This window comes from Cupriavidus sp. 01L415 (assembly GCF_056400065.1).
Map to the genome: position 1 here is coordinate 280,582 of NZ_JBFTSP010000003.1, position 18,752 is coordinate 299,333.

An 18,752-nucleotide genomic window follows, 5' to 3' on the forward strand; every position below is an offset into this window, starting at 1 on the left:
TTCACGCGCGCCCCAGCGCCGCCGCCAGCCCGGCGGCCGCCTCGTCGTCGGTCCGCTCGAACCGCAACGGCGTCACCGAAATGCCGCCGCGCGCGACCACCATGGCCTCGGCGTCATCCACATCGGGACGCTCGCCCCGCGAAAACTGGAGCCAGTGATAGGCGATGCCGCGCGGGTCCACATGCGGGCGCACGTCGATGGCCTTCACCAGCCCCACGCCCTGCCGGGTCACGGTCAGCGGTCCGGCGGCATCCGCCGCCACATCCGGAAAATTGACATTCAGGCAGGCGCCATCGCTCCATCCCGTGGATAGCAGCTTGCGGATCACGCCGGGCGCCAGCGCGCGTGCGGTATCCCATTTGACCGCGTTACGGTCGGTGAACACCTGGCTCAGCGCGATCGAGCGGATGCCGAGCAGCATCCCCGTCATCGCCGCCCCGACGGTCCCCGAAAACACCGTCTCAAGACCGAGGTTGCCGCCCCGGTTGATGCCGGACAGCACCAGGTCCGGCGGCGTGTCGCGCATCAGGTGCCGTGCGGCCATCACCACGCAATCGCCGGGCGTGCCGGTGATGCCGAACCGGCGCGCGCCGCGCTCGGAGATGCGTAGCGGCGCATGAAGGCTGATCGAATGTGACGTGCCGCTCTGGTCATGCTCGGGGGCGACCACCCAGACTTCGCGTGCCAGCGTGGCGGCCACGCGTTCCAGCACGGCGAGCCCCGGCGCGTCGATGCCGTCATCGTTGGTCAGGAGCACGCGGTCGACAATAGGTTCGGACATGAATAAGGCCTTTGGTTGCACGGTGTCTAAGACAACCGGAAACCCGCGCGGCCCGGAGGCGCGCGGAGCGGCCCTTACTGTAGCCCAAACAGCGGCAAGAACGTCGATCGACGGTGGCGGACACCGATCGTGTGCGCCGGACGTGGACGCCGGACGCGCACGTTCAGTTGCGTGCTCAGGTCACCCGAATCAATGCACCCGATGCGCGTCCGCGTCGAGCGACGCCTCGGCCGCATCGCCGGAGAGTCCCTTGTAGTACAGGTGCACGCCGATGGCCAGCGAGTCGTGGCGGATCTCGTGCAATGCGCGCCACGCTTCGGTGGGATCCTGGAAGACGAGGTAATGCGCCTCTTGCCCGACCAGCGTGGCCACCTGATGCAGGCCGTGCCCATGCAGCGCGCTGACCAGATGATCGAGGCTGCGGTGCGTGCGCGCGTCGGTGCGCGGATAGAGCATATGCAGCACGGCCACGCGCTGCGATGACAGCAGCGCCGAGAAGGCGACGACGATGTCCTGATGGTTGATGGCTGTGACAGTGTCGTCAGCCGAGGTACGGTGGTGCGGGAGAATGGTTTCGAGCGACGTGTTCATGGCATTACCTCCTGATCGAACCTGAACAGTGGAAGCTCAAACATAAGGAGCGCACCAACCCTTTACAAGACGCGCGATTGGAAACACACCGTTCCGCAATCGGCATCCAATCGGCGTCTTTGACGATGCCTATCAGGCCCATCGGCGGATTCCGCGGCGCCAGCAGGGCCGCGGATCTTTCAGTTGCCTTACAGCACGACTGCGTCAGTGCGCTTGCGTGACTGCGTTACTGCATGACTGCGTTCGTGCGTGACTGCGTTGAAGCCTCCGTGCTCAGTCTTCGGCGACAAACCCCGTCGACTCGACAATCGGCTTCCACGCCGCGCGTTCCACCTGGATGCGGCGGCGCGCGTCCTGCCCCGGCTTGCCGACCACCTCGAGTCCCAGCGCTTCCAGCTTGGCCGCCGTGGCCGCATTGCCGGACGCGGCAATGAACATCTTCTCGACCTGCGCCAGCACGTCCGGCGGCGTGCCCGCCGGCACGAACGCGCCATACCAGCTCGTCGCGTATTCATACTGGCTGATGCCCTGCTCCTTCATGGTCGGCACCTCGGGCAGTGCCTTGGCGCGGCGCGTGCCGCTGACGCCCAGGAATTGCAGCTTGCCGCCCTTGTAGAGCGGCATCATGCTGGCCACCGCGTCCCAGCCAATCGATACATTGCCGCTGATCACATCCACCAGCATCGGCGAGGCCCCGCGATAGGCCGCCGGCGTAATCGCGATCCCAGTCGCCTTGCCCAATGCCACCGTCCCCAGGTGCCCCGCGCTGCCGATTGTCGCCAGACCCAGGCTGGCCTTGTCGGGATTCTGCTTCGCCCACGCCAGGTAGTCCTTCATGGTCTTGTACGGTTGCTGCACGCCGGCCGCGACCACGGTCGGCACATCGGTCAGCACTGCAGCAGGCACGAGGTCCTTGTCCGCGTCATAGCCCAGCTTCTTGTAGGTCAGCGGAAAAATCGTAAACAGCGGCGACGGGCCGATGAATATCGTCTTGCCATCGGGCTTCGACCGCTTCACGTAGTCCAGCGCCAGCCGGGCCGACGCCCCGGGACGGTTCTCGACGATCACGGTACCGTGGCCGTCCTGCCGCAACTGTTCGGCGTAGAGCCGCGCCAGGCTGTCTGCAGCCCCGCCGGGCGCATAGCCCACGATGATGTGCATCGGGTTGTCATCGGCGGCCATCGCCGGCATGGCGGCAATGCTGGCGAGCAGGCAGGCGGCGCGCAGCAATTGCCGGCGGGAAAAGCGGGAAACGTCGGTCATGGGGGCGATTCCTGGTGAAGAAATGAAAGGCGATACTGAAAAGCCGGGGCGGAAAGCCAGTTCAGAGCGCAGGCCAGCGATCGGTGAACGGATGCGCGGATTCGAACAGCGCGGCGGCGCGCAGCAGGTCGGCATCGCCACGGAAGCGGCCAACCAGTTGCAGGCCAATCGGCAACCCATCCTCGCCAAAACCGCACGGCAGGCTGATGGCGGGATGTCCGGTCATGTTGAACGGCATCGTCCACGGGAACCACGATCCCCGCACGTTCTCGCAGGCCTCGCCGTCGATGTCGATGGTGCCGAACAGATCCTGATCGATCGGCAATGCGGTGCGTGTCAGCGTCGGCATGGCGAGCAGGTCGCCCTGCGCCAGTAAGCCTTGCACACGCAGGAATAGCCGCGAGCGATCAAACATCGCCTGCTGGTACTGCACGCCGCTGACTTCCGCAGCGGACTGGATCTGCCGGACGAAGGTCGCGCTGAGCGCGTCGCCATGCTTCGCCACGATGTCGACAAAACGCGAGCGCCATACCGTATGGTTGATCGCCCGCCACATGGCTTCCACGTTGAAACCCTCGCCGTCGAACGGCACCAACTCCGCACCGAGCGCCGCCAGCTTGCCAAGGCTCGCTTCGAAGGCTCGCGTGACATCGCCCGACACGCTGCGTTCCGGCGGCGCCAGACAATAGAGGATGCGCTTGCCGCGCAGGTCGCCTTCGACGCGCGCGGCATCGATGTAGTCCGGCACCGGCACACCGATCGACCACGGGTCGCACGGGTGCTCGCCAGCCATCGCCTGCATCATCAGGCCGGTATCGGCCACGGTACGCGTGGTGGGCGTGACATAGGTCTGGTTGCCGAACAGGTCCTGCGCCTGGCTGTGCGGAATCACGCCGTTGCTCTGCTTGATGCCGACCACGCCGTTGCACGCCGCAGGGATGCGCGTGGAGCCGCCCCCATCGGTGGCCACCGCGAGCGGCGCGATGCCGCTGGCCACCGCCACGGCCGCGCCGCCGCTGGATCCCCCGCTGGTCCGTTCGGCATGCCACGCGTTGCGGGTCTGGCCGAACAGCGGCGAATCGGTCAGGCACTTCGATCCGAACTCGGGTGTGGTGGTCTTGCCGATCAGGATGGCACCCTGCGCACGCAGGCGCGCCACGGCGACGGCATCCTGCTCGGGCACGTTGTCACGCATGGGCGCGGCGCCGAACGTCGTGCGCACGCCCGCCGTGTTGACGATGTCCTTGACGGTAAACGGAATGCCGTGCAGCAAGCCGAGCGGCTTGCCGGCCATCACATCGCGCTCCGCCTGACGGGCCGCATCCATGGCTTCGTCGGCGCACAGCGTGATGAAACAGTTGAGCGTGGGCTGGAGGCGTGCGGCACGGTCAAGCACCGCCCGGGTAAGTTCGACTGGGGACAGCGCCTTGCGCTGGATCCGCGCGCGCAGCTCGGCGGCGGAAAGAAAACAGAGTTCGTGGGGCATGAGGCGGGGTTGTCTCGGGGTGTGTCGCTTCCGGGCTTGGGTATCCCGTGTCGGGCAATCTTAGCCCCGTCCGCGCCGCAACACGAGCACTTTGTCCCCGGCATCGTGCATCACGATACCGGGCGGTGCCCCGGGCCGTTATTCGAACGGCATCGGCCGGCGCGTCGTGTCGCTCGACGGCGGCAGTATTGGCAGCATCATCCTCGGCTGGTCGCCGGTGAGGGTCTTCAGGAAGGCTACGATATCGGCGTTCTCTTCCTTGGTGAACTTGCGGCCCGGCTGCAGCCGGCCCATCGTATCCACGGACTGGGCGAGCGTGTCCGCCGCGCCATCGTGGAAGTACGGGTAGGTCAGCGCGACATTGCGCAGCGTGGGCACCTTGAAGCTGAAGCGGTCAGCATCCTTGCCGGTCACCGCCACGCGCCCCTCGGATGGATTGGACGCGACAGCCGGGGATCGAACCGCAGTTTCTGGCCCAGCGCCACCCGCTCCGGGTGCGTGACCTTGGCAGGGGAAATGGGCTGGACCGGCTCGGCCGGCGTGGTTGGCGCGGCCTGGGCAACTCCGGCCAGCCAGCCGAGCGCCAGACACAGTACGCCCCGACGCAGGCCAGCGGGATATCGCGGTTTCATGGAGGACTCCGTTCTTTTCGATTGGGAATTTGTGTATTGCTTGCGGGCGTGTCCCGCACCGCGGGACAGCACATACACCAATTGGATTCCCATGACAGAACCGGAGCGTTGATGGGTGTCAACCGGCCTTGCGGGCAAAGTTTCCAGAAGGTAATCGACACATATGCATGCGCGGATTTATTCGTTTGCGCGCGGCACATGGCCGCCTACGATGTGGCCTTCGTCTGACGTTACGCGGCTGGCTGGCTCAGGCACTGACCAGCCCGCGCTGCAGGGCCGTTTTGAGCATCGAGAAGACATGTCGCGCAACCGGATTGACCGCATTGGGCCGCGCCCAGAGGTAATACGTCACGTCCGGCAACCGGGGCAGGCCATCGTTCTCGCCCAGGATGCGCATGTCGGCGGCCAGCAGGTCGATGCTGCGCGCCGTGATGCCCAGCCCGCCGCGCAGCGCCGCCTTGATGCCGATCAGGCTCGGGGCCAGATAGGCGATGCGCCACGGCACGCCGGCCTGCGTCAGCGCTTCCAGCGACAGCTTGCGGAACAGGCTTGGCTCGTCGGCCAGGATCAGCGGCACCGGGGTGCCGCGCTCATAGACAAAATCCGCCGAGCAGACCCAGATCGTCGGCGTGGTGCGCAGCACGATGCCGTCCAGCGAAGTGTCCTCGCGCGTGGAGACCGTCAGGTCGATCTCGCCGCGCCGCAGGGACTCCATCAGGAACGGGCTGCGCCCGACGTGGATCTCCAGCCGCAGTGCCGGCGACGTCCGCGCGATATGCGACAGCAGCACGGGCAGGATGGTGTCGGCCACGTCATGCGGCGCGCCAATCCGCACCGATCCGGTCAGGTCGCCTTCGCGCAGCACGCGCAGCGCTTCGTCATTGAGCGTCAGCAGCTGCCGCGCGTATTCGACGAGCTTCTTGCCGTGCCGGGTGAGCTGCTTGCCACGGCCGTGGCGCTCGAACAGGGTCAGTCCGAGCTGCTCTTCCAGCCGCTGCATCTGCTGCGTGACCGCCGACTGGGTGCGCTGCACGGTATCGGCGGCCGCGCCGAAGGTATCGTGATCCGCAATGGCCACCAGGGTGCGGAGGAGGTCCAGGTCGAGGTTACGCATTCATTAGATCTGCTAATGAGATTTCGTCAGGCATTAAGTGGTTTTCAGGGCAGGTGTTCATTAAAGTGAAACCAGAAGCATCGTTCTACCCCTCAAAAACAGAGATTGCAAGGATCACCCGCACCATGTCCATCGCAAAGCAACGCCAGGCCGCCGTAGGAGACGCCATCGAATCCATTAGGGAAATCGTAGCCAAAGAGGGGGTCACGCGTGACGCCCTGGCCGAAGTCCTGACCCGCGTGGAAGACCTGGCGGCCCGTGCCGACCTGTGGAACGCGGCGGATTACCCGCCGCCGGAGCCCGGCGAGCGCCAGGCCCGCTACCTGATTGCCGAGGACGCCGACCAGACCTACGCGCTGTATCTGAACGTCATGCGCCCCGGCAAGCGCATTCCGCCGCACAACCACACCACCTGGGCCTGCGTCGCGGGCGTGAGCGGGATCGAATTCAACGACGTCTACGCGCGCACCGACGATGGCAGCCAGCCCGGCGTGGGCACGCTGGCCCATGTGAAGACCGTGGAAGTGGGGCCGCGCAGCGGCATCGCGCTGCTGCCCGACGACATCCATGCCGTGGAAATCCGTGGCGAAGACGTCATCCGCCACCTCCATATGTACGGCCGGTCGCTGGAAACGCTGACCGATCGCCTGACCTTCGACCTAGAGACCGGGCATTGCCAGGTCATGAGCGTAGGCGTGCAGACGCGACGCTGATCCTCGCCTGAACCGGGCGGCCCGCGCCGCCCTCCCCTGACAAGTCGATACCGCTTGCCTCCCCGCGTGGGGAGGACGGCCCCCTTTTGCCCGGAATTTCCATGACGATCCCTCCCTTCACCGCCGTCGACGCCGTCACGCTCAAAGGCTGGCTGCATGATGCCGACGAAATCGCGCTGTTCGACGTCCGCGAGCACGGCCAGTACGGCGAAGGCCATCCGTTCTACGCCGTGCCGCTGCCGTTCAGCCGGCTGGAACTCGATGCCGGCCGCCTGGCACCGCGCACCGACGCGCGCATCGTGCTGGCCGATGACGGCGACGGGGTGGCGCAGGCCGCCGCGGCCGCGCTGGCCCGCCTGGGCTACGTGCGGCTGTTCGTGCTCGACGGCGGCATGCCCGCGTGGCAGGCCGCCGGCTACACGCTGTTTGCCGGCGTCAACGTGCCATCGAAGACGTTTGGCGAACTGGCCGAACATCACTACAACACGCCGCGCATCTCCGCAGGCGAGCTGGCCGCGATGCAGGCCAGCCCGCGCGCACCGATCGTCCTGGATGGCCGGCCCGCGAGCGAATTCCGCAAGATGAACATCCCGGGCGCGATCTGCTGCCCGAACGGCGAACTGGCCTACCGCTTGCGCGACCTGGTGCCGGATGCCCACACGCCCGTCGTCATCAACTGCGCGGGCCGCACGCGCAGCATCATCGGCGCGCAGTCGCTGATCAATTTCGGCGTGACCAATCCCGTCTACGCGCTGGAAAACGGCACGCAGGGCTGGTACCTGAACGACTTCCGGCTCGAGCACGGCGGCACCGCACGCTATCCGGACAACGCTTCGCCGCGCGGACTCGATGCCGCACGCGACGCCGCGCAGACGCTGATCCAGCGTTTCAAGGTGCCGCACATCGGCCCCGCGCAAGCCGCCGCATGGCTGGCCGACCGCTCCCGCACCACGTTCCTGTGCGACGTCCGTACCGCGGAAGAGCATGCCGCGCAGACCCTGCCCGGCGCGCAGCATGCACCAGGCGGGCAACTGATGCAGGCCACGGACCAGTACGTCGGCGTGCGCCGCGCACGGATCGTGCTGTTCGACGCCGACGGCGTGCGCGCCCCCGTGGTCGCCAGCTGGCTGCGGCAGATGGGCCACGACGCCGTGGTGCTCGAAGGCGGGCTGCAGGCGGGCCTCTCCGCGGGCGTGACCGCAGTGCACGGCCCCAATCCCGAAGTCACCGCCCCTGCCACCGTGACCACGGCGGAACTGGCCGCCGGCCTCCGGGACCAGTCGATGCTGGCGCTCGACCTGCGCGGCAGCATGGCGTTCCGCGCGGGCCATATCGCCGGCAGCCGCTGGTCGATCCGCCCGCAACTGGCGCGCGACCTGGCAGGCGTGCCGCACGACACCACGCTCGTGCTGGTCAGCGACAGCGATGCCGACGATCCGGCCGACCTTGCCGTCGCGGACCTGCGCGCGCTCGGCTTCCGCGACGTGCGCCGCCTGCACGGCGGGCTGGCGGCGTGGCAGGCCGAAGGCCACGCCGTGTCCGAGGGCGCCGACACGCTGGCCGACGCGCGTTGCATCGATTTCCTGTTCTTCGTGCACGACCGCCACGACGGCAACAAGGCGGCGGCACGGCAGTACCTGGCCTGGGAAACCAACCTGATCGACCAGCTCGACGCCCAGGAGCTGGCGACCTTCCGCTTTCCGCCCGCCGCCTGAAATGCTTTTCCCCACTGACTGACTCTGCCCCCACACAAGAACGAGGTCGCCCCCATGTCACGCATGTCGCAGTATCTGGCCGCAGTGCTTTCCCTTGCCACGCTCGGCGCGGCCCCCGCCGTCGTCGCACAACAACCGCTGGCGCCGGTCGGCGGATTTCCGTCGCAACCGCTGCGCATCGTGTCGCCGTTTCCGGCCGGTGGCGGCAACGATGCCGTCACGCGAATCGTGGCAACGCGCCTGTCGCAGGTGCTGGGCCAGAGCGCGGTGACGGACAACCGCGGCGGCGCCGGTGGCAATATCGGCACGCGATTCGTGGCGGAGGCCAAGGCCGACGGCTACACGGTGCTGACGTCGCAGGTCTCGGTGATGGCGGTCAACCCGACGCTGTATCGCTCCCCGGGCTTCGATCCCGTCAAGCAGTTCGTGCCGGTCACGCAAATCAACGCCGCGCCGCTGGCCATCGTGGTCTCGGCCGAATCGCCGCTGAAGACCTTTGCCGACCTGGCGACGCAGGCCAAGGCGCAGCCGCAGAAGATCACCTACGCCACGCCGGGCAACGGCACGCTGTCGCATCTGGTGGGCGTCGTGCTGGACAAGGACAGCAGCGTGTCGCTCCAGCACGTGCCATACAAGGGCGCCGGGCCGGCCATCAACGACCTGCTCGGCGGGCAGGTGGATGTGCTGATCACGTCGACGTCCTCGGTGGCGGGCTTCATCCAGTCCGGCCGCATGCGTGCGCTGGCGGTCACGAGCCCGCGCCGGCTCGGGGTATTCAGCAAGGTGCCCACGCTGGAGGAACTAGGCTACCGTAATGCGCGCTTCGAGGACTGGTATGGCTTCTTCGTGCCCGCCGGCACCGCGCCGGAGCGCGTGGCCCTGCTGAACCGTGCGATGGTGCAGGTGCTGCAGATGCCCGACGTGGTGAAGCTGATCAATGAGGGCGGCAGCGATGTGGTGGCCAGCAGCCCCGATGCCTTCGCCGCGCAGCTGAAGCAGGACATCACGCGCTGGTCCCAGATCGTCAAACTCTCCGGTGCCCACGTCGACTAAGAGGCACGGCACGGTCCTTGCGAGATCCGCTAGCTACATCCGCAACGATCACCCCGCCCCCAACAGGCCAGATATGACCCATTCGCTCCCCACCCGGCTGGCGCACGCCGGCCGCACCGCCAGCGTGCCCGGCGGCCAGCCGGTCAACCCGCCGGTGGTGCGTGCCAGCACCGTCCTGTTCGAATCCGTCGCACAACAACGCGAGATGCGCGCCCGCCGCGACAACGAGCGCCTGTTCACCTATGGCGCGCGCGGCAACCCCACCAACTTCGCACTGGAAGACATGGTGACGATGCTGGAGGGGGGCTACCGCACGCGGCTGTTTCCTTCTGGCCTGTCCGCGGCCGCGATGACGATTCTTGCCTACGTGCGCCCCGGCCAGCATGTGCTGCTGCCCGATTGCGTGTATGAGCCGGTGCGCAACCTGGCCAACGGCTTCCTGCGCCAGCACGGCATCACCGCGGACTTCTACGCGGCCGATGGCTCGGACCTCGCCGCGCGCCTGCGCCCCGAGACGCGCCTCGTCTATGTGGAGGCGCCGGGATCTCTGGTCTACGAGATGTGCGACCTGCCCGCGCTCGCGGCACTGGCGCACGCGCATGGTGCGCTGGTGGCGGCGGACAACACGTGGGGATCGGGCCTGCTGTATCGCCCGCTCGAACTGGGCGCGGACATTTCGCTGATGGCCGCCACCAAGTACCTCGGCGGCCATTCGGACGTGATGATGGGCACGGTGTGCACCACGGAGGCCGCGTGGCAGGAGCTTGCCACGGTGGCCGACGCCTTCGGCATGACGGTGAGCCCGGACGATGCCTACCTCGTCCAGCGCGGCATCCGGTCGCTGGGCGCACGCCTCGCGCAGCATCAGGAGGGCGCCATGGCCGTCGCCACCTGGCTGCGCGAACGCCCGGAAGTGGCGCAGGTGTTCTGCCCCGCGTTGCCCGACGATCCCCATCACGCACTCTGGCGGCGCGATTGCCACGGCACCAACGGCCTGCTGTCGTTCACGCTGCGCGCGCAGGCACCGGTTGCCGCCGAGCGCTTTGTCGACAGCCTCCGGCTGTTCGGCATCGGCGCCTCGTGGGGCGGCTTCGAAAGCCTGGCCGTGCTGGCCGACATGCGCCGCGCGCGCAGCGTCACCGACTGGTCTGCCCACGGTCAGGTCATCCGGCTCCATATCGGACTGGAAGGCGTTGCCGACCTGCTGGCCGACCTGGAGCAGGCATTCGCCGCCATCGACAACATCGCCTCGATACAACCGGAGCAGGATCATGCCGATCATCGGTGACTGGCTGAGCAGGAACGAGGGCCCTGCCCGCACGAGCGGGCAGTTGCCGGTGGGTTCGATGGCCTCCGGCATGGCGGTGACGCTGCCCTATGTCGCGGTGCGCGGTGCACGTCCGGGCCGCACGCTGTGGCTCCACGGGCAGGTGCATGGCGACGAGATCAACGGCATGGTGGCCGCGCTGCGCTTCGCGCGCGGCCTGAATCCGGAGACCATGCAGGGCAATGTGGTGGTCACGCCGACCGGCAACCCCCACGCGCTGGATGCGCGCCGCAAGCGCAATCCCTATGACGAACTGGATCTCGACCAGACCTATCCCGGCAATGCCGGCGGGCTGGTGTCGGAGCGGCTGGCCCACGCGCTGATGACCGAGATTCGCGGCGTGGCCGATGTGCTGATCAACCTGCACACGATGAACCCGCTGTTCGACGCTCGCCCGTACACGGTCTACAAGGTGCATCCCGGCAGCCGCGTGACGGAAGCCGAGGTGATGGCGGCCATGGCGCCCTTCCACCCCCATGTGGCCTGCCAGCAGGACGTGGGCGGCAAGGGCGAGCTGCCCGGCAACATCTCCGGCGCGCTCGACTACCAGTGCCTGGCATCCGGCATCTGTGCCTTCATGCTGGAGCTGGGCGGCGGCAGCCGCTACGAGCCGGACAACATCGCCGTGGCCGAGACCGGCTTTCATGGCCTGGCCGTGCAGATGGGGATTCTCGACGGCGACCCCGTCCGGCCCGCCGCGCGAACGCTGCGCCGCGTCACGCGGCGCGGCTGGATCACCGCCGACGAAGGCGGCCTGTTCGTGCCCGCCACGCGTGCCGGCGATCTAGTCCGCGCGGGCGCATCCATCGGCGACACGCTCAGGCTCGATGCATCGCTCACGCCCATCGCGCCGCTTGCGCGCGATGGCGTGCTGATCGGCTTGCGCAGCGACCCCGTCGTCCATACCGGCGAACGCCTGGCGTTCGTGGCGTGGGAATGGGACACCGTCAGCGTGGATTGAACGATCAAACCCGTATTTACCAATGCTGTCTGCCGGAGTTCCCGCCATGTCTGCCCCGCGCCCCCTGCGCCCTCTGCTCTCCCGATTCCTGTTGACCACCTCGCTGGCGCTGTGCCTTGCAGCCCCGGCGCACGCGGCATGGCCCGATCCGACGAAGCCGATCCGCGTCGTCGTCGGCTTTCCGGCGGGCGGCGGCGCCGATGCGCTGGCACGCGCGATTGCCCCGGCACTGTCGGAGCAACTCAAAACCAACGTCATCATCGACAACCGTCCCGGCGCGGGCGGCCTGATTGCCACGGACATGGTGGCCAAGTCCGCACCGGACGGCTACACGCTCTACGTGGCCACGCCGGGGTCGTTCACGATCTGGCCCAACCTGCGCAAGCTGCCGTATGACCCGCAGAAGGATTTCGCGCCGGTCAGCGTGCTGGTGACGATGCCGAACGTGCTGGTGACGGGCGCCAACGCACCGTACAAGGACCTGCCCGGCATGCTGGCCGCGGTTCGCAGCGCAGGCGGCAAGTTTGCCTACGCCTCCGGCGGCAACGGCACCATCGGCCAGATCGCCGCCGAGCAGTTCAAGATGATGACCGGCCTGCAGATGCAGCATGTGCCTTACAAGGGCACCACGCCGGCGTTGACGGACGTGATGGCCGGTATCGTGCCGGTCACGTTCTCCGATCCGTCGGCCAAGCCGCTGATCGCTTCCGGCAAGCTGCGCGTGCTGGCCGTGACCACGGCCACACGCTCGGCGCAGTTCCCGGACGTGCCGACGGTGGCGGAAGCCGGCGTGCCGGGTTACGACGTCACCAACTGGTACGGCCTGGTCGCGCCGGCCGGCACGCCTGCCGACGTCATCGCGCAACTCAACAAGGCCCTGGTCAAGGTCATGGCGGAACCTGAGATCCGCCAGCGCCTGGCGCAATCGGGCATGGATGCCACCTCGGACACCCCCACGCAGTTCGCCAAATTGATGGCGACGGAACGCGCCCGGTGGGGCGACCTGATCCGCAAGGCCGGCATCCAGGGCGACTGAACCGTGACGACCGTCCGCCGTTTTCCGCAGTTGGCGCACTGGGGCGCCTTCACCGCCGTCGTGGAAGACGGCCGGCTGGTCCGGTGCGAACCGTTCGCCGCCGACCCCAATCCCTCGCCGCTGCTCGATGCCATCGTGCCGATGGTGTATTCGCCGATGCGCATCCGCGTGCCGATGGTGCGCCGGGGATGGCTGGACAAGCGCGAGGCGGCCGACGGGCACGCGCGGGGTCGCGACGATTTCGTCGAGGTGTCGTGGGACACGGCGCTCGACCTCGTGGCCGGCGAGATCCGGCGCGTGCGTGATGCCCACGGCCCCGCGGGGATCTTCGGTGGCTCCTACGGCTGGTCTTCGGCGGGACGCCTGCACCATGCGCGATCGCTGATCCGGCGCTTCCACTTCGGCGCGGGCGGCTGCGTCGATCAGGTCGGCAACTACAGCTGGGGCACTGCCCAGTTCCTGCTGCCGCATGTGATCGGCACCGACCGGCCGCTGACCGGCCGCGTCACCGCGTGGCCGAGCCTGATCGCCCATACCGAGGTGTTCCTCGCCTTCGGCGGCCTGGCGCTCAAGAACGGCCAGGTGTCCTCCGGCGGCGCGGCGGAACACACGCAGGAAGGCTGGCTGCGCCAGCTGGCGGCCAGCGGCGCGACCGTCATCAATATCAGTCCGACGCGCGACGACTGCCCCGCCTTCCTGAACGCGCAGTGGGAGCCGATCCGGCCGAACACCGACGTCGCGCTGATGCTGGCGCTGGCCTACGCATTGCGTCGCGCCAACGCGCACGACGCGGCATTCCTCGCCTCGCACTGCAGCGGCTGGCCGGCGCTCGAGGCGTACCTGCTCGGCACCGTCGACGGCACGCCGAAGACGCCCGCGTGGGCGGCGGAAATCACCGGCATTCCGGCGGAGCGCATCGAGCAGCTTGCCGCGCTGCTGGCCGGCAAGCGCAGCTACATCACCTGCAGCTTCGCCGTGCAGCGTGCACACCGGGGCGAACAGCCGTACTGGATGGCCATTGCGCTGGCCGCGATGCTCGGCCAGATAGGCCTGCCCGGTGGAGGATTCGGCTTCGGCCACGGCTCCATGAACGGCGTCGGCAACCCGCGCGTCGCCACGCCGGGGCCGGAGATGCCGGTCGGGCGCAATCCGGCCGGGCTCGACATCCCGGCGGCCCGCATCGCGGACATGCTGCTGAACCCCGGTACGTCCTATCGCTTCCGAGGCGAGACGCGCCACTATCCCGATGTGAAACTGGTGCATTGGGCCGGCGGCAATCCGTTCCACCATCACCAGCAGCTGTCGCGTCTGCGCGAGGCCTGGGCGCGGCCGCAAACCGTGATCGTGCAGGACATCTGCTGGACCGCCACCGCCCGCCACGCGGACCTCGTGCTACCCGTGACGACCGCGCTGGAACGCAACGACATCGGCGGGTCCTCGCGCGACCGCTTTATCCTGGCCATGCATCAGGCGATTGCCCCGCGGCATCAGGCACGCAGTGACTTCGAGATCTTCACCGCGCTGGCCGCGCGGCTGGGCGATGAAGAGACGTTCACCGAAGGCCGCGACGAACGCGCCTGGATCGCCGCGATCTACGCGCGCTGCCGCGATGCGCAGGCGCAAGCCGGCATCGAATTGCCATCGTTCGACGCGTTCTGGCACGCGGGCCACGTGGCGCTGCCGCCGCCCGAGCAGGACTTCGTGCTGTTCGACGATTTTCGTGCCGATCCAGTGGCGCATCCGCTGCGCACGCCGAGCGGCCGCATCGAACTGGCGAGTCCCACGCTGGGGGCGCTGTCCGAGGACTGCGGGACGCATCCACACTGGCGGCCGCCCGTCGAATGGCTCGGCGCGGCCGAAGCCTCACGCCATCCGCTGCACCTGGTCTCGGTGCAGCCCGCCGACCGGCTGCACAGCCAGCTCGACCCCGCCCCGCTGGCGCAAGCCGGCAAGGTCGCCGGCACCGAGCGGATTACGCTCCATCCGGCCGACGCGGCCGCGCGTGGCCTGCACGCCGGCATGCGGGTGCGCGTGCATAACGGCCGGGGAGCCCTTGCGGCGGGACTGGCGATCAGCGATGGCGTCGCGCGCGGCGTGGCGGTCATGGCCACCGGGGCGTGGTATGACCCCGATGCCGACGGCGTCGACCGAGCGGGCGCGGCCAATACGCTGACGCTCGATATCGGCACGTCGGACCTGACACAGGGCCCCAATGCCATGAGCTGCCTCGTCGAGGTGTCACGCGAGCCATGACGCCGGAGGCGGTCGCTGGCTGACCGTCACTGGCGCCGGCTGTCCGTCGCTGGCGAAGCCGATCTGTCGATTCGGCCCATGCCCCTGGCATGGGCGTCCGTTGGGGCGTATACCTCACACCAATGCGCCATCCCGGCCGCAGACAATACGCCAACGAGATTGCCGAAAGATGAGGTCATCCATGCCCTGGGAATCGATGCATCCCCCCGTCCCGCCCACCGACGACAACGCCATGGCCTACTGGCGCGCGCGCCGCATGATGCGAGCGCTGCGGCGCTGGTACATCCATCTACTGATCTACGCGGTGGTCAACGGCTGGCTGTGGTTCCGGTATTTCTACCTGCCCGCGCCGGCCTGGTCCCACCGCATGATCGAAGGCTGGCCGTGGCCGATGCACACGACGCTGGTCTGGGGGCTCATACTCGGCGTGCACGGCCTGCTGGTCTGGGCCAGGCTGTCCCGCTGGGGACGCGACTGGGAATCGCGGAAGATCCAGGAATTCATGAACCGCCAGTAAGAGGCCGCTTCAAAAATATCCTGGCGCCGTTGCGCGGCCTGGCCGTACTTGTACTGTCTGCGGCCGCGCGTCTAGCCAGGACCGCTTCGCTTCATTCTGAAACAGCCTCCAAAGGCTACATCTGGCGGAATCTGTGCACGTACGCCCGCGACACCGGAAGTTCGGTCTCGCTGTCCCGCAGCCGCACGAACAGGCGGCCGGTGTCGTCGCGCCGCGTGCCCGCCACGTATTCCATGTTGACGATGGTCGAGCGGTGGACCTGCCAGAAAATCTCCGGGTCCAGTCCGTCGACCAGCTCCGCCAGCGGCGTGCGGATCAGATGCTCCCCGTCGCGGGTATGGACGACCACGTACTTGTCGTCGCTCTGGAAATACAGCACGTCCTGGATCGGCACATGGCTCGTGGTGTTGCCACGGCTTGCGCGCACCCAGCGCAGAGGCGTCGCGCCCTCCGGCCTGGCCTGGCCACGCGTCAGCTGGCTCAACAGGCGCGCCAGCTCCGGCGGCGGCGCTGATTCCTGCATGGCCTTGCGCAGCCGCTCCACCGACCGGGCCAGCCGCTCGTCGTTCACGGGCTTCACCAGATAGTCCACCGCCTCGCGTTCGAAGGCATCCAGCGCGTACTGGTCATAGGCCGTGACGAACACCACGCGGGTATCGGCCTCGATGCCCTGCGCCACTTCCAGCCCGGATAGCCCGGGCATCTTGATGTCGAGAAACGCGACGTCGGGTGCCTGCCGGGCGATGGCTTCGGCGGCTTCCAGGCCATTCGCGACCTCGGCGACGATCCGCAACTCGGGCCACAGGCGCGCCAGCTTGGTCCGCAAGTGCGCGCGCAGATGTTCTTCGTCGTCGGCGATCAGGGCGGTGGGCGTCATGCCGGGGCTCCGGGGCGGAATGATCGTGGCAGGGGAATTTCGATGAGCACGGCGGTGCCTGGCGATCGCTCCTCGATCCGCACATGGGCATCGCCGTCGTACAGCACGGCCAGCCGGTCACGCAGGTTGGACAGGCCGACCCCGGCACCGGCCGTGGGCCGGAAGCCCATGCCGTCGTCTTCGATCGTGACCAGCATGCGCGGGCCGCGATGCTCCAGCTTCACCATCAGCCGGCCGCCTTCGACCTTCGGCTCCAGCCCGTGCTTGATGGCATTCTCCACCACCGGCTGCAGCAGCATCGGCGCCAGCGGGGCATCGTTCAGCGTCGGATCGACCTCGATCGTGTAGCGGAGCCGGTCGCCCATGCGGATCTCGATCAGCGCCAGGTAGTCGCGCAGCAGCGTGGCCTCCTGCGCGACGGTGCCCTGCGTGGCGCGGCTGGCTGCCAGCGTGGCGCGCAGGTAGGCGATGAAGTGCTCCAGCATCAGCGTGGCCTTGCGCGGCGCCGGCTCGATCAGGCTGACCACGTTGGCCAGCGTGTTGAACAGGAAGTGCGGTTCGATCTGGGCCTGCAGCAGGCGCATCTGCGCTTCCACGAGCTGCTTTTCCGTGGACAGCGTGCGCACCTGGTCGCGCGCCATGTACTCCGCGATCTTGCGTTCCTCCCAGCGGCGCCCCAGCAGGCCGACGCGGCTCCAGACCAGGATGCCGTGGGCGGCCAGCCCCACGCCCCAGCCGGCCAGCGGCGCGCTGGACCACGGACGGTGCGGCGACGTCAGCAGGTTGATGGTGATCAGGATGGCATTGACCGCCACATAGAGCATGGCGTGCATGTAGAAGCCGCGCAGCGCGCGCACGCGGCGGCGCGCATCGTCGTAGGCGCGCTGGTCGGCGGCGGTCCGCCACAAGCGGGCGTCCGGGGCATGCCGGGAGTCCCGCGAATCGTGTGAATCCTGCGAGTCCTGCGAATAAGAGGAACGGGAGGAGGAACGGAAGCGGGGCACAGGGTGCGATCGGGGCTGGAGACGCTGCGAGATTACCACCGGGCCCCGCGCGCGGGGGCAACCCTGCGCCGGATCGACAGCCGCCCGGCGCCAGTGGCATGCCGGCGCCGCGGATGCACCCCGCCCCTCAGCGCTCTCTGCCCCCTCAGCCCTTTCAGCTTCCGAAGCGGCGCGGGTCGTACGGCGTCGGGTCGACGTAAGGGGCCTCGCCGTCGAACAACTCGCCCAGCAGCCGTGCCGTCGCCGGGCCAAGCGTGAGGCCCTGGTGGCCGTGGCCGAAGTGGAACCACAGGTTGGCATGGCGCGGCGCCCGCCCCACCACCGGCCGCATGTCGGCCACGCAGGGGCGCGCGCCCATCCAGGGCGTGGGCTCGACCGGCGCCCCGAGGCGGACGAGTTCCGCCGCCAGCCGTTCCGCGCGGACGGACTGGACCGGCGTCGGCGGCGCATCGTGATGCGCGAACTCGGCCCCCGTGGTCAGGCGCAGGCCCTGCTGCATGGGCGCCAGCAGGACCCCGTTCTCCGCATCGAGCAACGGCATCGTCGGCATCGCCTCGGCCGCATAGTGCCGGTGGTAGCCGCGCTTGACGAACAGTGGCAGCCGGTAGCCCAGCGGACGGGTTAGCGCCGGCGCCCACGGCCCGAGCGCGATCACGGCCTGTGCGGCATCGACGGGGCCGTCGGCGGTCGACACACGCCAGCCGGCGCCCGACGCCTGCAGCGTGGTGGCATCGCCACGGCAGAGCGTGCCGCCCGCCTTCTCGAACAGCGCGGCATAGCGGCGCACCAGCTCGCCCGGATGCGTCACCGTCCAGGGATCGCGCCAGTGGATCGCACCGGCCAGCCCGCCGCGCAGCGCGGGCTCCGCGGCTGCCAGGCCCGCACTGTCGAGCAGCACGCAGTCGAGTTCATGGTCGCTGGCCACCGCGGTCGCGCCCCGCCCCGCGCGCTCGAAGGCCGCGCCGCCCCGATACGCCTCCAGCCAGCCCGTCTTGCGCACGAGGTCCTGCGCCCCGGCCATCACGATCAGCCGCTCGTGCTCGGCAATGCAATGGCGGATCAGCGCACTGTAGGCGGTCACCGTGTCGGCATACCGCCCGGGCGCGGACGCGTGCCAGTAGCGCGCCAGCGCCGGCGCCAGGGCCGGCAGCGCACGCAGGTGATAGTGGACATCGTTGCCTTGCCGCGCCACCACGCGCAGGATCGCCTGCCAGGCGCGCGGGAACGCATAGGGCTGCACGGCTTCGCGCTGGATGATGCCGGCATTGCCGTACGAGGTCTCGCACCCGGGTGCCTGCCGATCCACCAGGCACACCGCATGGCCGCGCTGCTGCAGCGCCAGCGCGGTGCTGACGCCGACGATGCCGGCCCCGAGGACGATGACATCGGTGGATGGGTGGGTGCGGGAAGCGGATGGGTGGCTCATACG

Annotated in this window: 17 protein-coding genes and 1 pseudogene; 8 read left to right on the plus strand and 10 right to left on the minus strand. The window is 68.4% G+C overall.

Annotated features, from left to right (window positions below; translation table 11 throughout):
- Nucleotide 1 precedes the first annotated feature (1 nt).
- The 7 genes and pseudogenes from surE to AC1DOX_RS09020 all read right to left on the minus strand — a co-directional run bounded on the left by surE (nucleotide 2) and on the right by AC1DOX_RS09020 (nucleotide 5,867).
- Nucleotides 2–781 carry a 5'/3'-nucleotidase SurE gene (surE, locus tag AC1DOX_RS08990; protein WP_441616455.1) on the minus strand — a complete coding sequence of 260 codons (780 nt, stop codon included), beginning with the start codon at nucleotides 779–781 and terminating at the stop codon, nucleotides 2–4.
- Nucleotides 782–970: 189 nt separating this feature from the next.
- Entirely contained in the window at nucleotides 971–1,372 is a 402-nt protein-coding gene (locus AC1DOX_RS08995) for a hypothetical protein (RefSeq protein WP_441616453.1), read from the minus strand.
- Between the two features lie 273 nt (nucleotides 1,373–1,645).
- Nucleotides 1,646–2,563 (minus strand): Bug family tripartite tricarboxylate transporter substrate binding protein, encoded by a 918-nt coding sequence (locus AC1DOX_RS09000; protein WP_255371216.1) that lies wholly within the window; start codon nucleotides 2,561–2,563, stop codon nucleotides 1,646–1,648.
- 133 nt (nucleotides 2,564–2,696) lie between these two features.
- Nucleotides 2,697–4,121 (minus strand): amidase, encoded by a 1,425-nt coding sequence (locus AC1DOX_RS09005; protein WP_441616451.1) that lies wholly within the window; start codon nucleotides 4,119–4,121, stop codon nucleotides 2,697–2,699.
- 138 nt (nucleotides 4,122–4,259) lie between these two features.
- A pseudogene (locus AC1DOX_RS09010) lies at nucleotides 4,260–4,559 on the minus strand (cytochrome C biogenesis protein CcsA); the annotation flags it as partial.
- Complete coding sequence (locus AC1DOX_RS09015) at nucleotides 4,532–4,753, minus strand: hypothetical protein (RefSeq protein ID WP_441616924.1); 222 nt, start codon at nucleotides 4,751–4,753, stop codon at nucleotides 4,532–4,534. The gene AC1DOX_RS09015 and the pseudogene AC1DOX_RS09010, both read right to left, overlap by 28 nt.
- 247 nt (nucleotides 4,754–5,000) lie before the next feature.
- Nucleotides 5,001–5,867 (minus strand): LysR substrate-binding domain-containing protein, encoded by an 867-nt coding sequence (locus tag AC1DOX_RS09020; RefSeq protein ID WP_441616449.1) that lies wholly within the window; start codon nucleotides 5,865–5,867, stop codon nucleotides 5,001–5,003.
- A 125-nt stretch (nucleotides 5,868–5,992) separates the two neighbouring features.
- Between AC1DOX_RS09020 and AC1DOX_RS09025 the strand changes: the two genes are divergently transcribed.
- The 8 genes from AC1DOX_RS09025 (at nucleotide 5,993) to AC1DOX_RS09060 (ending at nucleotide 15,442) form a co-directional block, all read left to right on the plus strand.
- Complete coding sequence (locus AC1DOX_RS09025) at nucleotides 5,993–6,580, plus strand: cysteine dioxygenase family protein (protein WP_441616447.1); 588 nt, start codon at nucleotides 5,993–5,995, stop codon at nucleotides 6,578–6,580.
- 101 nt (nucleotides 6,581–6,681) lie between these two features.
- On the plus strand, nucleotides 6,682–8,295 hold the full coding sequence (locus AC1DOX_RS09030) for a rhodanese-like domain-containing protein (RefSeq protein ID WP_441616445.1): 1,614 nt from the start codon (nucleotides 6,682–6,684) through the stop codon (nucleotides 8,293–8,295).
- Between the two features lie 54 nt (nucleotides 8,296–8,349).
- Nucleotides 8,350–9,348 (plus strand): Bug family tripartite tricarboxylate transporter substrate binding protein, encoded by a 999-nt coding sequence (locus AC1DOX_RS09035; RefSeq protein WP_441616443.1) that lies wholly within the window; start codon nucleotides 8,350–8,352, stop codon nucleotides 9,346–9,348.
- Nucleotides 9,349–9,421: 73 nt separating this feature from the next.
- A complete protein-coding gene (metC, locus tag AC1DOX_RS09040) occupies nucleotides 9,422–10,636 on the plus strand; it encodes a cystathionine beta-lyase (RefSeq protein ID WP_441616441.1) in 1,215 nt (404 codons plus the stop codon).
- The gene (locus tag AC1DOX_RS09045) at nucleotides 10,620–11,636 is read left to right on the plus strand and encodes a M14 family metallopeptidase (RefSeq protein ID WP_441616439.1); all 1,017 of its coding nucleotides are present in this window, start codon (nucleotides 10,620–10,622) and stop codon (nucleotides 11,634–11,636) included. The genes metC and AC1DOX_RS09045 overlap by 17 nt, the downstream gene beginning before the upstream one ends.
- Before the next feature lie 46 nt (nucleotides 11,637–11,682).
- A complete protein-coding gene (locus AC1DOX_RS09050; protein WP_092137089.1) occupies nucleotides 11,683–12,672 on the plus strand; it encodes a Bug family tripartite tricarboxylate transporter substrate binding protein in 990 nt (329 codons plus the stop codon).
- A gap of 3 nt (nucleotides 12,673–12,675) precedes the next feature.
- Entirely contained in the window at nucleotides 12,676–14,925 is a 2,250-nt protein-coding gene (locus AC1DOX_RS09055; RefSeq protein ID WP_441616436.1) for a molybdopterin-dependent oxidoreductase, read from the plus strand.
- A 181-nt stretch (nucleotides 14,926–15,106) separates the two neighbouring features.
- On the plus strand, nucleotides 15,107–15,442 hold the full coding sequence (locus tag AC1DOX_RS09060; RefSeq protein WP_477101256.1) for a 2TM domain-containing protein: 336 nt from the start codon (nucleotides 15,107–15,109) through the stop codon (nucleotides 15,440–15,442).
- A 115-nt stretch (nucleotides 15,443–15,557) separates the two neighbouring features.
- On the opposite strand, the gene AC1DOX_RS09065 is transcribed toward AC1DOX_RS09060, so the two are convergent.
- The 3 genes from AC1DOX_RS09065 to AC1DOX_RS09075 form a co-directional block, all read right to left on the minus strand.
- Nucleotides 15,558–16,319, minus strand: a complete 762-nt coding sequence (locus AC1DOX_RS09065) for a LytR/AlgR family response regulator transcription factor (RefSeq protein ID WP_441616432.1) — start codon at nucleotides 16,317–16,319, stop codon at nucleotides 15,558–15,560.
- Nucleotides 16,316–17,227, minus strand: coding sequence for a sensor histidine kinase (locus AC1DOX_RS09070; RefSeq protein ID WP_255371188.1), 912 nt, complete (start codon nucleotides 17,225–17,227; stop codon nucleotides 16,316–16,318). The genes AC1DOX_RS09065 and AC1DOX_RS09070 overlap by 4 nt, the downstream gene beginning before the upstream one ends.
- A 250-nt stretch (nucleotides 17,228–17,477) precedes the next feature.
- Complete coding sequence (locus tag AC1DOX_RS09075; RefSeq protein ID WP_441616430.1) at nucleotides 17,478–18,749, minus strand: NAD(P)/FAD-dependent oxidoreductase; 1,272 nt, start codon at nucleotides 18,747–18,749, stop codon at nucleotides 17,478–17,480.
- Between the last annotated feature and the right edge of the window lie 3 nt (nucleotides 18,750–18,752).

Coding starts and splice junctions, on each gene's coding strand:
- surE (WP_441616455.1), bottom strand. CDS start 781: ATGTCCGAACCTATTGTCGACCGCGTGCTCCTGACCAACGATGACGGC.
- AC1DOX_RS08995 (WP_441616453.1), bottom strand. CDS start 1,372: ATGAACACGTCGCTCGAAACCATTCTCCCGCACCACCGTACCTCGGCT.
- AC1DOX_RS09000 (WP_255371216.1), bottom strand. CDS start 2,563: ATGCCGGCGATGGCCGCCGATGACAACCCGATGCACATCATCGTGGGC.
- AC1DOX_RS09005 (WP_441616451.1), bottom strand. CDS start 4,121: ATGCCCCACGAACTCTGTTTTCTTTCCGCCGCCGAGCTGCGCGCGCGG.
- AC1DOX_RS09015 (WP_441616924.1), bottom strand. CDS start 4,753: ATGAAACCGCGATATCCCGCTGGCCTGCGTCGGGGCGTACTGTGTCTG.
- AC1DOX_RS09020 (WP_441616449.1), bottom strand. CDS start 5,867: ATGCGTAACCTCGACCTGGACCTCCTCCGCACCCTGGTGGCCATTGCG.
- AC1DOX_RS09025 (WP_441616447.1), top strand. CDS start 5,993: ATGTCCATCGCAAAGCAACGCCAGGCCGCCGTAGGAGACGCCATCGAA.
- AC1DOX_RS09030 (WP_441616445.1), top strand. CDS start 6,682: ATGACGATCCCTCCCTTCACCGCCGTCGACGCCGTCACGCTCAAAGGC.
- AC1DOX_RS09035 (WP_441616443.1), top strand. CDS start 8,350: ATGTCACGCATGTCGCAGTATCTGGCCGCAGTGCTTTCCCTTGCCACG.
- metC (WP_441616441.1), top strand. CDS start 9,422: ATGACCCATTCGCTCCCCACCCGGCTGGCGCACGCCGGCCGCACCGCC.
- AC1DOX_RS09045 (WP_441616439.1), top strand. CDS start 10,620: ATGCCGATCATCGGTGACTGGCTGAGCAGGAACGAGGGCCCTGCCCGC.
- AC1DOX_RS09050 (WP_092137089.1), top strand. CDS start 11,683: ATGTCTGCCCCGCGCCCCCTGCGCCCTCTGCTCTCCCGATTCCTGTTG.
- AC1DOX_RS09060 (WP_477101256.1), top strand. CDS start 15,107: ATGCCCTGGGAATCGATGCATCCCCCCGTCCCGCCCACCGACGACAAC.
- AC1DOX_RS09065 (WP_441616432.1), bottom strand. CDS start 16,319: ATGACGCCCACCGCCCTGATCGCCGACGACGAAGAACATCTGCGCGCG.
- AC1DOX_RS09075 (WP_441616430.1), bottom strand. CDS start 18,749: ATGAGCCACCCATCCGCTTCCCGCACCCACCCATCCACCGATGTCATC.